Origin of the sequence: Pseudomonas sp. MH9.3 (assembly GCF_034354675.1) — a bacterium.
Lineage (GTDB): Bacteria > Pseudomonadota > Gammaproteobacteria > Pseudomonadales > Pseudomonadaceae > Aquipseudomonas.
Window position 1 is genome coordinate 3,259,090 of the sequence record NZ_CP133785.1, and the last position, 12,870, is coordinate 3,271,959.

The following is a 12,870-nucleotide window of genomic DNA, read 5'->3' on the forward strand; positions in this document are numbered from 1 at the left end:
CGTGCCAGCGCTTTTCTTTAGCGCTGGAGCATCGTAACCTCAGGCCATGCCTGTCCTTTTCAAGCTGTTGAGCGCTGCCCTTCTTACTTGCCTGAGCCTGGCCGCTTACGGCGAGACACTGCGCATTGTCACCGAGCCCTGGGCGCCCTATGTGTACGACGACAAGGGCACCATGCGCGGGCTCGACTACGAAACCACGGTGATTGTGTTCGAGCGCCTGGGCGTGGAAGTGCAGTGGCAATTCCTGCCGTGGAAGCGCTGCCTGGCGATGCTCGAGCAGGGCCACGCCGACGGCGTGCTGGATATTTTTCGCAATCATACGCGCGACGCCCAACTGCTCTACCCCAGCGAACCGCTGTCGACCGTGGAGTTCGTGTTGTTCTATGCCAACGACCGCCCGCACCCGGCCAACTCCCTGAATGATCTCGCCGGGCTGACGGTGGGTACGTCGCCGGGTTATCTCTACGCGGACAGCTTCAACGACGCCCCGCAGTTCAACCGCGAGCCCGCCGCAAGCCATGAAGCCAACTTCGGCAAACTGCTGCTCGGGCGCATCGACCTGGCAATCACCGACCGCCGCGTAGGACAACACCTGATCAAGAATCTTGCGTTGCAGGACAAGGTCAGCCAGGCACCGCTGGTGGTCAACCGCCAGCCACAGTTTCTCGCCGTGCGCCGTGGCGCGGGCATGGACCTGCTGGTACAGCGCTTTGCCGCCGAGCTCAAACGCTTCAAGCAGGAGCCCGCCTACGCCGCCCTGAGCGCCAAATATGCCGGAGTTCAGGCTATTTCGGCAGCGCAAGGCACCGTTGAGCAGCAGGAAAGCGGCGTAAAGTGATTGCTCTGTTATACTCCGGCCTTCCCGCCAGGCTTACGCCCGGCCGCTGAGGTCTTGAAAAAGGCACCCAACCCCGCTACAGCGCAGCTTTGCAGCCCGCGCGAGCCGGTGGAGTGCCCGCCAGACGCAGCAGGACCGGACGGGATTACGCTCCCCTAAGCGCCATTCACGCCCGGCAAGATTATCCCTTTGGGCCAAGCCCTAACTAAAACAGGATTACTCATGTCCTTTGCTTCCCTCGGTCTCTCCGAGGCTTTAGTCCGCGCCATCGAGGCAGCGGGCTATACCGAGCCTACTCCGGTGCAACAGCGGGCCATTCCCGCCGTGTTGCAAGGTCGCGACCTGATGGTTGCGGCGCAGACAGGTACTGGTAAAACCGGCGGTTTCGCCCTCCCGATTCTGGAGCGGTTGTTCCCCAACGGTCACCCGGACAAATCCCAGCGTCACGCCCCGCGCCAACCGCGCGTACTGGTCCTGACCCCCACCCGCGAACTCGCCGCCCAGGTGCACGACAGCTTCAAGCTGTATGCCCGCGACCTGAAGTTCGTCAGCGCCTGCATCTTCGGCGGCGTCGGCATGAACCCGCAGGTTCAGGCCATGTCCCGTGGCGTTGACGTGCTGGTTGCCTGCCCGGGTCGCTTGCTCGACCTGTGCGGCCAAGGCAGCGTCGACCTGTCCCACGTGGAAATCCTCGTGCTGGACGAAGCCGACCGCATGCTCGACATGGGCTTTGTCCATGACGTGAAAAAGGTCCTCGCCCGCCTGCCGGCCAAACGTCAGAACCTGCTGTTCTCGGCGACGTTCTCCAACGACATCACCGCCCTGGCCGGCAAGCTGCTGCACAACCCGGAACGCATCGAAGTCACGCCGCCCAACACCACGGTCGAGCGTATCGAGCAACGCGTCTTCCGCTTGGCCGCCAGCCACAAGCGCTCGCTGCTGGCGCACCTGATCACCCACGGCGCGTGGGAACAGGTGCTGGTGTTCACCCGCACCAAGCATGGCGCCAACCGCCTGGCCGAGTACCTGGACAAGCACGGCCTCACCGCCGTCGCCATCCACGGCAACAAGAGCCAGAACGCGCGCACCAAAGCCCTGGCCGACTTCAAGGCCGGTGAAGTGCGCATCCTGGTGGCCACCGATATCGCCGCGCGCGGCCTGGACATCGACCAGTTGCCGCACGTGGTCAACTTCGAGCTGCCAAACGTCGACGAAGACTATGTGCACCGTATCGGCCGTACCGGCCGCGCCGGTCGTTCGGGCGAGGCCATCTCGCTGGTTGCACCGGACGAAGAAAAACTGCTGAAAAGCATCGAGCGCATGACCAAGCAGAAAATCGCCGACGGCGACCTGATGGGCTTCGACTCGAGCGCCGTAGAGGCCGAAAAACCAGAAGTGCGCGAGCGTCCGGACGTGCGTAATCCACGCAACCCACGCGGTCCGAAGGGCGATGGCCCGAACGGTGGCGGCGGCGGCGGTGGTCGTCGCGACAAGGGCAAGGACAAGGGCGGCAAGGACAAAGCGCCTGCCAATGCCCGTGGCGAACGCCCGGCCCGTGAGCAGAAGCCTCGTGAAGGCACGCCGGCACGCGAACAGCGTCAGCCGAGCCAGCCGCCACGCGCCGCGTCGGACCGCGCCCCGGACGAGTTCCTGGACGATGACGTGGACAACTTCGGTAACCGCGTCGACTACGTGCCCCAGGCCAAACCGGCCCAGGGCCGTGGCCGTCGTCCGGGTGCGCCGGCACAAGGCGCCGGCGCTGGCGCCTCTGCTCCCCGTGGCGGTCAGCCGCAGGGCGCTCGCCAGAACGGCCCGCGCAACAGCAGCGGCGGCACCACCGGCACTCCGCCGGCCAAACGCAGCGGCCCGCGCAACGGCGCACCGCGTGACGGCCAGGCGCGCCGCGAAGACTCGCGCAGCAACAACCGCCGCCCGGCCCGTGACGAGCCACAACGCTCCTCCGAGCCAGCCGTGCAGAACCCGCGCAGCGGCCCGGCGCCGAAGATTATCCACAAGGAGTCCAAAGCCGACCGCTTTCCGACACCCGAGCAGTTGGATCAACTGCCAGGCCGTCCTCGTGGTGAAAAACCAGCGCTGCTGACCCGCAACCGCTAAGTTTCAAAAAGCCATAAAAAATGCCCCGGCTCTTTGGAGACGGGGCATTTTTTTGCCTGTGATACAGATCAAAAATGTGGCAGGGGGCTTGCCCCCTCCCACACTGAACGCATTCAGACGAGAAAATTACTTCTGCTTCACGCCTTCCAGCGAGATGTCCAGGTCGACAGTCTGCGACGTCGGGCCTGGGCCCTTGATGCCGAAGTCGGTCAGGTTAAGCGTCGTGGTGGCGTTGAAGCCGGCGCGTTCACCGCCCCATGGATCCTTGCCTTCACCGTTGAAGGTGGCCTTGAATACCACGGGCTTGGTCACGCCGTGGAAGGTCAGGTCGCCGGTCACGTCAGCGGTTTTCTCGCCGGTGGGTTTGACGGCAGTGGACACGAACTTGGCATCGGCAAACTTGGCGACGTCCAGGAAGTCCTTGCTGGAGATGTGCTTGTCACGCTCGGCGTGGTTGGACCACAGGCTCGCGGTCTTCACGTCGACGGCGATTTTGCTGGCTTCAGGCTTGGCGGCATCCCAGCTGAAGGAGCCATCCCAGTCCTTGAAGGTACCGTGGATGTAGCTGTAGCCCAGGTGGCTGATTTTCCAGTCGATGAAGGCGTGCTGGCCTTCCTTGTCGATCTTGTAGTCAGCGGCCATTACCTGGCCTGCGGACAACAGCGCAGTACCGATTGCCAGAGCAGCGAGGGTCTTTTTCAACATGCTTTCTATTCCTTGTGAGTCGAGGTTGAACATCAGGCTTTGCGCCCCAGCATTCGCAGCAGGGTCACATCACGATCGATAAAGTGGTGTTTCAACGCAGCCACGCCATGCAAGCCGGCGAAGACCACCAACACCCAGGCCAGGTACAGGTGCACCCAGCCGGCGGTGTCTGCCTGGTCCGGTAGACCGGAAACCAGCGCAGGAATTTCAAACAGGCCAAACACCGGGATACCGACACCGTCTGCGGTGGAAATCAGGTAACCGGCAATCATCACCGCAAACAGGCCCACGTATAAAAATGCGTGGCCGAAGGCGGCACCGATACGGGTCATACGGCTGTAGCTGGCCAGCGCCGGCGGCGGCGGGCTGAGCAGGCGCCACACCACGCGCAGCAGCATGATGGCGAACAGCGTGATGCCAATGCTCTTGTGCAGGTCCGGCGCCTCTTTGCGCCACGCACTGTAATAGTCCAGGCCGACCATCCACAGTCCCAGCGCGAACAGACTGAACACCACCAGGGCCACGCCCCAGTGCAGAACCATGCTGACCCAACCGTAACGGGCCGGAGAATTGCGTAACTGCATGTACTTAATCCCGTAAGTGCTGTGCCCAAGACTAGCGATTTATCTATCGAATTAAAGCCGAAAATTTTGCTTTGAAATATCGAAAAATGCGATCTGGAGGGTATGAACAGTAAATTAACATCGGATTAAGGACTATCCCGAATAAACGTGACACACCGTCCTGCGTTTACTGCCAATTCATCCGTAATGGGTTGTGACACAGCCGCTCATTGCATAGGCTTGCGCGACTGTTTCGCCTGCGCCCGGCGCAGGACCGCTTCGAGGAGATCACCGATGGGCCTGAATAACCAGTGGATGCAGCGCGACCTCGCGGTGCTGTGGCATCCCTGCACCCAGATGAAAGACCACCAGCAACTGCCGTTGATCCCGATCAAGCGCGGCGAAGGCGTGTGGCTGGAAGACTTCGAAGGCAAGCGCTACCTCGACGCCGTCAGTTCATGGTGGGTCAACGTGTTCGGTCACGCCAACCCGCGCATCAACCAGCGCATCAAGGACCAGGTCGATCAGCTGGAACACGTGATCCTCGCCGGCTTCAGCCACCAGCCGGTGATCGAGCTGTCCGAGCGCCTGGTGGCGATGACGCCCGAGGGCCTGACCCGCTGCTTCTACGCCGACAACGGTTCGTCATGCATCGAAGTCGCCTTGAAGATGAGCTTTCACTACTGGCTCAACCGCGGCCTGCCGAATAAAAAGCGCTTCGTCACCCTCACCAACAGCTACCACGGCGAAACCATTGCGGCGATGTCGGTGGGCGACGTGCCGCTGTTTACCGAAACCTACAAGGCGCTGCTGCTCGACACCCTCAAAGTGCCGAGCCCGGACTGCTACCTGCGCCCCGAGGGCGTGAGCTGGGAAGAACACTCGCGCACGATGTTCCTGGCCATGGAACAGACCCTGGCCGAGCACCACGACACCGTCGCCGCCGTGATCGTCGAACCGCTGATCCAGGGCGCCGGCGGCATGCGCATGTACCACCCGGTCTACCTCAAGCTGCTGCGCGAAGCGTGCGATCGCTACGGCGTGCACCTGATCCACGATGAAATCGCCGTGGGCTTTGGCCGCACCGGCAGCATGTTCGCCTGTGAGCAGGCCGGCATCCGTCCGGACTTCCTGTGCCTGTCCAAGGCCCTCACCGGCGGCTACCTGCCGTTGGCGGCGGTGGTCACCACGGATGATGTCTACGACGCCTTCTACGACGACTACCCGACCCTGCGCGCCTTCCTGCATTCCCACAGCTACACCGGCAACCCGCTGGCCTGCGCTGCGGCCCTGGCAACCCTGGATATTTTCGAAGAAGACAACGTCATCGAAAACAACAAGGCCCTGGCCCAGCGGATGGCCACGGCCACCGCGCACCTGGTGGACCACCCCCACGTCTCGGAAGTGCGCCAGACCGGCATGGTATTGGCCATCGAAATGGTCCAGGACAAAGCCACCAAAACCGCCTACCCGTGGCAGGAACGCCGTGGCCTCAAGGTCTTCGAGCACGCCCTGGAGCGCGGCGCGCTGTTGCGGCCGCTGGGCAGCGTGGTGTATTTCCTGCCACCGTATGTGATTACACCGGAGCAGATCGACTTCCTGGCCGAAGTGGCCAGCGAAGGCATCGACATCGCGACCAACAGCAAAGTCAGCGTGGCGGTGCCAACCGATTTTCACCCGGGCTTCCGCGATCCGGGTTGATTGCCTTCACACCTTTTCCAGAGAACAGAAATGAGACTGTCCCGCTTTTTCACCGACGCGCCGCTGAGCCTTGGCGAGCATGAACTGCCCGAAGCCCAGGCGCACTACATCAGCCGTGTGTTGCGCATGGGCGAAGGCGACGCCGTGCAATTGTTCGACGGCTCCGGCCAGGAGTTCCTGGGCAGCCTGCTGGAAGTGGGTAAAAAGCGCGTCACTGTGCAACTCACCGAAAACTTCGCTGGCCAGGCTGAATCGCCCCTGCATATCCACCTCGGCCAGGGTCTCTCGCGTGGCGAGCGGATGGACTGGGCAATCCAGAAAGCCACCGAGCTGGGCGTCAACGCCATCACGCCGATTTTCAGCGAGCGCTGCGAAGTGCGGCTTAAAGACGAACGCGCCGACAAACGCCTGCTGCACTGGCGGCAGGTGGCGATCAGCGCGTGTGAGCAATGCGGGCGTTCGACGGTGCCGGTGATTCATCCGCCGTTGTTGCTGGCCGATTGGCTGAAGCAGACAGAGGCCGAGTTGAAGCTGGTGCTGCACCCGGTGGCCGAGCCGATGGTCAGCCATGCGAGGCCTGCGAGCCTGGCCTTCCTGATCGGACCTGAGGGTGGGCTGACGGATGGAGAAGTCGAAACCGCGCAAGGCGCCGGCTTCCACGCCGCCCGCCTCGGCCCGCGGGTATTGCGCACCGAAACGGCACCGGTGGTGGCGCTGGCCGTTGCCCAGCAATTATGGGGCGACTTCTAACCTGCCTTGCAAACTCAATCAAGCCCGCTCCCACATTTGAATTGGGTTATCACTCCACCGGGTCACTTACCGGTTTGGCAATAATCGCCTTCAACTCGCGGGTCATCGGGAATTCCAGATTCAGGCCCTTCGGCGGGATCGGCTGTTCGAACCAGCGCTGGTATATCCCGTTGATCTCGCCACTGCGGTACAGGTCGCCGAGCGCCTCGTTGACCACCGCGAGAAACTGCGGGTCGTCCTTGCGCACCATGCAGCTGTAGATCTCTCGCGACTGCTCCTCGCCCACCACCACCCAGTTATGCGGGTCCCTGGCCTTGGCACGCTCGCCGTAGAGCAACGCATCGTCCATATAGAACGCCACGGCGCGGCCTGTCTCGAGCATCTTGAACGCTTCGCCGTGGTCCTTGGCGCTGATGACAAACATATTGGCCTCGTGCTCGGCGTTGTAACTCTTGAGAAAGCGCTCGTTGGTGGTGCCGGCGGTGGTGACCACGTTCTTGCCAGCGAGGTCAGAAAACCCCTTGATTCCGCTGTCTTTGGCCGTCAGCAACTGGCCTTTCACGTAGATAAACCCGTAGGAAAACGCCACCTGTTTCTGCCGGTCGGCGGTCACCCCCGTGGAGCCGCACTCCAGGTCGACAGTGCCGTTCTGCACCAGCGGAATACGTGTTTGCGAGGTCACCAGGTTGTATTTCACCTTAAGGTCGGCCCCGCCGATTTTCTGCTGGATACGCTCGACGATCTTGCTTGCCAGGTCTACCGAATAGCCCATGGGCTTGCCGCTGTTATCCCCCACATAGGAAAACGGTACCGACGCATCGCGATAACCCAGGGTGATGGATCGGGCATTGGCGATCTTGCTTAGCGTGCCGTCCAAAGGGGTTTGAGTCGCATAGGCCTGCGCGCCAAACAAAAGCCCCAGGGTGCAGCCGGTCAACAGGATTCTTTTCATTGTTATGCTCCGTTGGTCTTTGAGTTATTTACGTACGGCAATCACGCTGATTTCCACCAGCACAGTCGGCCGCGCCAGCTCCGCTTGCAGGGTAGTGCGTGTAGGCGCCAGCCCCGGCGACAGCCATGCGGACCACACCTCGTTCATCGGCGCAAAACCGCTGCCAATGTCTTTCAGGTAAATCGTCGCGTTCAGCAGGTGATCCTTATCGCTGCCCGCCTCGGCCAACAGCGCATCGATTTTGGCCAGCACTTCGCGGGTTTGCGTCATCACGTCCTGCCCTTCCCCCGGCACCTGGCCTGAGAGGCACACCAGGTCCTTGAAAGTGACTGCGCCACTGAGACGCTCGTTGCTGCTGATTCGGTTGATGGTCATGGGGCATCCTCAAGCGGCGCGGGGCGTCAGGCCCTGCATGTCAATGGAAGGAACCTGTTGGTTGATCAGTTCAGCCAACAGTTGGGCGCTGCCGCTGGCCAAGGTAAAACCGAGGGCGCCGTGACCAAGGTTCAGCCACAAATTGCGATAAACACTGGCACCAATCAGCGGCACGCCGGTCGGGGTAGCTGGACGCATGCCGGCCCATTCGACCGCGTGGGCGTAGTCGCCGGCCAGCGGAAACGTCTCCAGAGCCTGGCGTTTCATCAAGGCCAGCCGTTTGGGCTCAAGGCTGGCATCAAAGCCGACGATATCCACCATGGCAGCTATGCGCAGTTGCTCACCGATGCGCGCGTAGACGATCTTGCGCTCATAGTCGGTGATGCTCACATTCGGCGCCTGGTGCTGCGCGCCAATCGGCACGCTCAGGCTGTAGCCCTTGAGCGGATACAACGGCAGTGATAACCCCGGCAAGCCCAACTCAGCGCTGCGATGCCCTGCCGCCAGCACCACATGCTCGGTCGGCATCACCTCATCACCCAACTCGAGGGTGTGCACCGCCCCGTGGGTGTGACGAATGCCGGTGACCCTGCGGCCCAACAAAAACGTGCAACGCCCCGATGCCTCAAGCCGCGCCGCCAATTGCTGGCAAAAGGCATGACAATCCGCGACTTCCTCGTCGGGCGTATAGATCCCGCCGACAAAATCATCACCCGCGAGCGCCGGTTCCAGGCGCGTGCAATCGGTAGCGGACAGCACCTGCTGCTGCAGGCCATCCGTGACCCTGCTGCGTGCATGCGCGAAGGTCGCGGCGCTGCGAAAGGTCACCAGCTTGCCGTTGCGCCGCCAGTCGAAATCGCCCAGGCGATCCTCCTCGCGCCATTGCTGCAAGGTGCCTTGGCTCAAGGTCGCCAGGCGCAGCAAGTGGGCGGCGTTGCGCGTGTTCACCGAGCCCCGGCAGGCGCCGATAAAAGCCGCCATCCAGCGCCATTGCTGTGGATCAAGCCGGGGGCGCAGCTTCAGGGGTGAGTCACCACGCAATAACCAGCCAATCGCCTGCAGCGGCACCCCGGCATCAGCCAGGGGTGCGACATAGCGGTAGGACAACTGCCCGCCATTGGCGAAGCTGGTTTCGCTGCCCAGGCTGTCGCGTGCATCGATCACGGTCACTTCATGGCCGGCACGCACCAGCGCATACGCGCTCGCCAAGCCAATGACCCCACCTCCGATGATGCAAACCTGCCTGGCCATACCGCCCCCCCAGCCGTTGATTAAGAGCGCTCAAGCCTAGGGGCAGGTGACAGGCTGACGACAATGAATAAAGATGGTCCACCTATAAACAAAGGTTATGGACTTGCCATGCGCTTGCGTCATATCGAAATCTTCCAGGCCATCCGCCAGACCGGCTCCGTCAGCGCCGCCGCACAGTTGCTGCACGTCTCGCAACCGGCGGTGACCAAAGTCTTGCAGCACGCCGAGTTGCAGTTGGGTTTTCCGCTGTTCCTGCGGGTTCGCGGCAAATTGCAACCCACACCGGAGGCGCTGGCGCTGGAAAGCGAAGTCGAGAAAGTCACCGCGAGCCTGCAAGGCGTGCGGCGCCTGGCCAAGAGTTTGCGCCGCGCGCCGGGACACAGCGTGCGTATCGGCGCGATCCCGGCACTGGCGTTGTCGTTGTTGCCGCCGGCAGTGTTGGAATGGAGACGCGACTACCCGGACATCGCCTGCGAGCTGTCCAGCGACCACAGCCGCGAACTGGTGCAGAAGCTGTTGATGCGCGAGATTGACCTGGCGCTGACGCTGAATTTTTCCGGCCATCCGGGGCTTACCACCCAGGTACTCGCCAACGGCGTGCTGGTGGCGCTGGCGTCCAAGGGTTATTGGCCCGACGCCGAGCTGAACCAGCCATTGCCCCTGGCCGACCTGGCGGGCGCTGCGCTGATCGGCCTTTCCAGCGCCGACCCACTGGCGACCAAGCTCGACAGTTACCTGGAAAATGTCGACCCGCCGCCGCGCGTGACGATATCGGTGCAGACTTACTCCCTGGCCCGCGCCATGGTCGAGTCCGGTGCCGGCCTGACCGTTATCGACCCCTTTACCGCGCTTGGCGCATCCACCGCCACCACCTGCATCCGCACACTCACCCCGCCGCTGCCGATCACCCTTTACGCCCTGACCCGGGCCGACGAGCCGCCGCCGCATATGCTGGCGAAGTTGCTGAGCATCGCCAGCCAATGGGCACAAAAACAGTTGGCGACGCTATAACGGCAGAAGCGCGCTTGCTCCTGCCGTCTATGGATCAGAGCACGTAATGCATGATCGCCACGAAATGCAGCAGGCTCCCGCCGATCACGAACAGGTGCCAGATCCCATGGGAATGCCGCAGCCGGTCCTCCAGGGCAAAAAAGATAATGCCCACGGTGTACAGCAGCCCGCCCGACGCCAGCCATGCAAACCCCGCCGTGCCCAGCGCGGCGAGCAGCGGCTTGACCGCCACCAGCACGATCCAGCCCATCACGGCATAGATCACAATCGACAGGATCCGTGCTTCGGAGCGCGGCTTGATCTCCTGCAGGATGCCGATCACCGCCAGCCCCCACACAATCCCGAACAGCGTCCAGCCCCACGGCCCGCGCAGCGTTACCAGGCAAAACGGCGTGTAGCTGCCGGCGATCAATAAATAGATCGAAAAGTGATCAACCTTTTGCATGATCTCTTTTCGCCGGCCCTGCACGCTGTGGTACACCGCCGAGGCGCTGTACAGCACCATCAACGTAAAGCCATAAATCGCCACGCTGACGATCTTCCAGGGGCTGCCGTCCAGGCTCGCCACCACCAACATCCACACAGCGCCAATACACGCCGCGACCGCACCAAGCAAATGGCTCCAGGCGTTGAATCGTTCTCCGTGGTACATCTGTCGTAAACCTCCCGTCAGCCAAAAGAACAGGCTGGCAAGCGTCCAGCCTTGCGCATCAGAGTGCAAGTGCTGTGTGTTGTTCCTGGCTGGGAGCGCTGCGCTTTTGCAGGCACAATCGAGGGCATTCGAACCCGAGCCACGGCCATGCTGATCGACGAAGAATTCACCCTCAAGAAGCTGGAAATCTTCCTGGCGTTCATGCGCACCGGCAACCTGGCCCGCGCCGCCGCCGAGCTGCACACCAGCAACGTCAGCGTGCACCGCGCCATTCACTCCCTGGAAAACGCCCTGCGCTGCCCGCTGTTCAAGCACGAGGGGCGCAACCTTACGCCGCTGGAAAGTGCCTACGTACTCGAAGAGCGCGCACAAAAACTGGTGGCCGACGTGGTCGACAGCGTGCGCCTGACTCGCGAAGCCGCCGGTTTCTCCGCCGAGCGTTTCAAGCTGGGCTCGCTCTACTCGCTGACCGTAAAGACCGTGCCGCAACTGATCATGGGCCTGAAGATCCGCCGCAGCGAACTCAACATCGACCTGATCCTGGGCTCCAACTTCGACCTGCTCTACAAGCTCAAGAACATGGAGGTGGACGCGATCCTCATCTCCCTCGACGAACACGCCAACGACCCCGACTGCGAGCAGATCGCGCTGTTTTCCGACGACATTTTCCTCGCCACGCCCGCGGATTCACCCTTCGACCGCGAGCAGGAGATCGACCTGGCCGATGTGCGCGACGCCACTTTCATCACCCTCACCCAGGGCTTCGCCACCCACCAGGATGGCAACCGGGTGTTCAAGCAGGCGGGGTTCGAGCCGAAGGTGGCGATGCAGGTCAACGACATCTTCACCTTGCTGAGCATGGTCAGTTCCGGCGTGGGTTATGCCCTGCTGCCCGGGCGGATTGCGGCGGTGTACGAGAACCGCGTGAAGCTGATACCGCTGCAACCCAGGTACCGGTTGCAGCAGCAGATTGGGGTGGTGTTCTTGAAGGCCAAGGAGCGCGATCCGAACTTGCTCGCCCTGCTGGCGGAGTGTCGGATGTATGCCAATCGGCAGCTGCCAGCCTGAGACACCGCTATCGGGAGCAAGCCCCCTCCCACAGGTTGACCGCGTACTCGTGCTGGAATGCAGTCAAGTGTGGGAGGGGGCTTGCTCCCGATAGCGCCAGACCAGCCACCACCCACCTCGAATTCAGCCCACCAACCCCCGCACAATGAAGTACAACAACGAAGGCCCCAGCAAACACCCAAGCCCGGTATGGAACGTCGCGGTCAACGCCCCATACGGCACCAACCGCCGATCCGTCGCCGCCAGCCCCGCCGTCACCCCGCTGACCGTGCCGGCCAGCCCACCAAACACCATCGCCGACCGCGGGTTGTCCAGCCCCATCCAGCGCGCCGCCACCGGCGTGCCCACCATCACCAGAATCGCCTTGATCAACCCGGTGGCAATCGACAGCGCCATCACATCCGAGGTCGCGCCAATCGCCGCGCCGGTGACCGGGCCGACGATGTAAGTCACGGCGCCCGCGCCAATGGTGGTCATGCTGACCGCATCGCGATAGCCGAACACCCAGGCCATGCTCGCACCGACGATAAACGGCAGGATCGTGCCCAGCAGCAGCGCGATCACACCGATCATCCCGGCCTTGCGCGCCTCGGTGGCCTGCACCTCAAACGCGGTGGCGACGATGGCGAAATCGCGCAGCATTGCGCCGCCCATCAGGCCGATGCCGGAGAACAACGCCAGGTCCGCCAGGCCCTTCTGCCCGCCGGTCAACGTGCCGCCCACCCAGGCCAGCACCAGGCCGATGACGATAGCAATCGCCGAACCATGAATGCGCCCGAACGTGAGGCGTTTGGACAGCACCACGGAAATCCACATCACCACGCCGACAAAGGCAAACGCGGTAATCAGACCGTTGTGTTCCAGGCCTTTCTCGATGAGGTCCCACATG

13 protein-coding genes are annotated in these 12,870 nt (G+C 62.5%); 6 read left to right on the plus strand and 7 right to left on the minus strand.

Features of this window, described 5'->3' with window-relative positions; translation table 11 throughout:
* Positions 1 to 46 precede the first annotated feature (46 nt).
* Together RHM60_RS14370 and RHM60_RS14375 are read left to right on the plus strand one after the other, a co-directional pair.
* A complete protein-coding gene (locus tag RHM60_RS14370; RefSeq protein ID WP_322212107.1) occupies positions 47 to 838 on the plus strand; it encodes a transporter substrate-binding domain-containing protein in 792 nt (263 codons plus the stop codon).
* 222 nt (positions 839 to 1,060) lie between these two features.
* Positions 1,061 to 2,953: a DEAD/DEAH box helicase gene (locus RHM60_RS14375; RefSeq protein ID WP_322212108.1), complete on the plus strand. Its 1,893-nt coding sequence runs from the start codon at positions 1,061 to 1,063 to the stop codon at positions 2,951 to 2,953.
* A gap of 126 nt (positions 2,954 to 3,079) precedes the next feature.
* On the opposite strand, the gene RHM60_RS14380 is transcribed toward RHM60_RS14375, so the two are convergent.
* Both RHM60_RS14380 and RHM60_RS14385 read right to left on the minus strand, forming a co-directional pair.
* Positions 3,080 to 3,658: a YceI family protein gene (locus tag RHM60_RS14380; protein ID WP_322212109.1), complete on the minus strand. Its 579-nt coding sequence runs from the start codon at positions 3,656 to 3,658 to the stop codon at positions 3,080 to 3,082.
* Positions 3,659 to 3,690: 32 nt separating this feature from the next.
* Positions 3,691 to 4,242: a cytochrome b gene (locus tag RHM60_RS14385; RefSeq protein WP_209985849.1), complete on the minus strand. Its 552-nt coding sequence runs from the start codon at positions 4,240 to 4,242 to the stop codon at positions 3,691 to 3,693.
* A 273-nt stretch (positions 4,243 to 4,515) separates the two neighbouring features.
* On the opposite strand from RHM60_RS14385, the gene RHM60_RS14390 reads away from it, so the two are divergent.
* Together RHM60_RS14390 and RHM60_RS14395 are read left to right on the plus strand one after the other, a co-directional pair.
* On the plus strand, positions 4,516 to 5,922 hold the full coding sequence (locus tag RHM60_RS14390) for an adenosylmethionine--8-amino-7-oxononanoate transaminase (RefSeq protein WP_209985854.1): 1,407 nt from the start codon (positions 4,516 to 4,518) through the stop codon (positions 5,920 to 5,922).
* Positions 5,923 to 5,952: 30 nt separating this feature from the next.
* Positions 5,953 to 6,672, plus strand: a complete 720-nt coding sequence (locus tag RHM60_RS14395) for a 16S rRNA (uracil(1498)-N(3))-methyltransferase (protein ID WP_231423486.1) — start codon at positions 5,953 to 5,955, stop codon at positions 6,670 to 6,672.
* Between the two features lie 49 nt (positions 6,673 to 6,721).
* On the opposite strand, the gene RHM60_RS14400 is transcribed toward RHM60_RS14395, so the two are convergent.
* Genes RHM60_RS14400 through RHM60_RS14410 form a run of 3 tightly spaced genes read right to left on the minus strand, consistent with a single transcriptional unit; the run spans position 6,722 to position 9,250 of the window.
* Complete coding sequence (locus RHM60_RS14400; RefSeq protein ID WP_209985860.1) at positions 6,722 to 7,624, minus strand: transporter substrate-binding domain-containing protein; 903 nt, start codon at positions 7,622 to 7,624, stop codon at positions 6,722 to 6,724.
* Between the two features lie 24 nt (positions 7,625 to 7,648).
* Positions 7,649 to 7,999, minus strand: coding sequence for a RidA family protein (locus tag RHM60_RS14405; protein WP_231423483.1), 351 nt, complete (start codon positions 7,997 to 7,999; stop codon positions 7,649 to 7,651).
* A 9-nt stretch (positions 8,000 to 8,008) separates the two neighbouring features.
* A complete protein-coding gene (locus tag RHM60_RS14410; RefSeq protein WP_231423481.1) occupies positions 8,009 to 9,250 on the minus strand; it encodes a D-amino acid dehydrogenase in 1,242 nt (413 codons plus the stop codon).
* A 108-nt stretch (positions 9,251 to 9,358) separates the two neighbouring features.
* Here RHM60_RS14410 and RHM60_RS14415 point away from each other — a divergent pair, with 108 nt between their 5' ends.
* Entirely contained in the window at positions 9,359 to 10,261 is a 903-nt protein-coding gene (locus RHM60_RS14415) for a LysR family transcriptional regulator (RefSeq protein ID WP_231423479.1), read from the plus strand.
* A gap of 34 nt (positions 10,262 to 10,295) precedes the next feature.
* Here RHM60_RS14415 and trhA read toward each other — a convergent pair whose 3' ends face one another.
* A complete protein-coding gene (gene trhA, locus RHM60_RS14420) occupies positions 10,296 to 10,913 on the minus strand; it encodes a PAQR family membrane homeostasis protein TrhA (protein ID WP_209985871.1) in 618 nt (205 codons plus the stop codon).
* A gap of 147 nt (positions 10,914 to 11,060) precedes the next feature.
* Here trhA and RHM60_RS14425 point away from each other — a divergent pair, with 147 nt between their 5' ends.
* Positions 11,061 to 11,981: a LysR substrate-binding domain-containing protein gene (locus RHM60_RS14425; protein ID WP_057006547.1), complete on the plus strand. Its 921-nt coding sequence runs from the start codon at positions 11,061 to 11,063 to the stop codon at positions 11,979 to 11,981.
* Positions 11,982 to 12,104: 123 nt separating this feature from the next.
* Here the strand turns inward: RHM60_RS14425 and madM are convergent, their stop codons facing one another.
* The gene (madM, locus tag RHM60_RS14430; protein WP_057006546.1) at positions 12,105 to 12,869 is read right to left on the minus strand and encodes a malonate transporter subunit MadM; all 765 of its coding nucleotides are present in this window, start codon (positions 12,867 to 12,869) and stop codon (positions 12,105 to 12,107) included.
* Position 12,870: the final 1 nt, after the last annotated feature.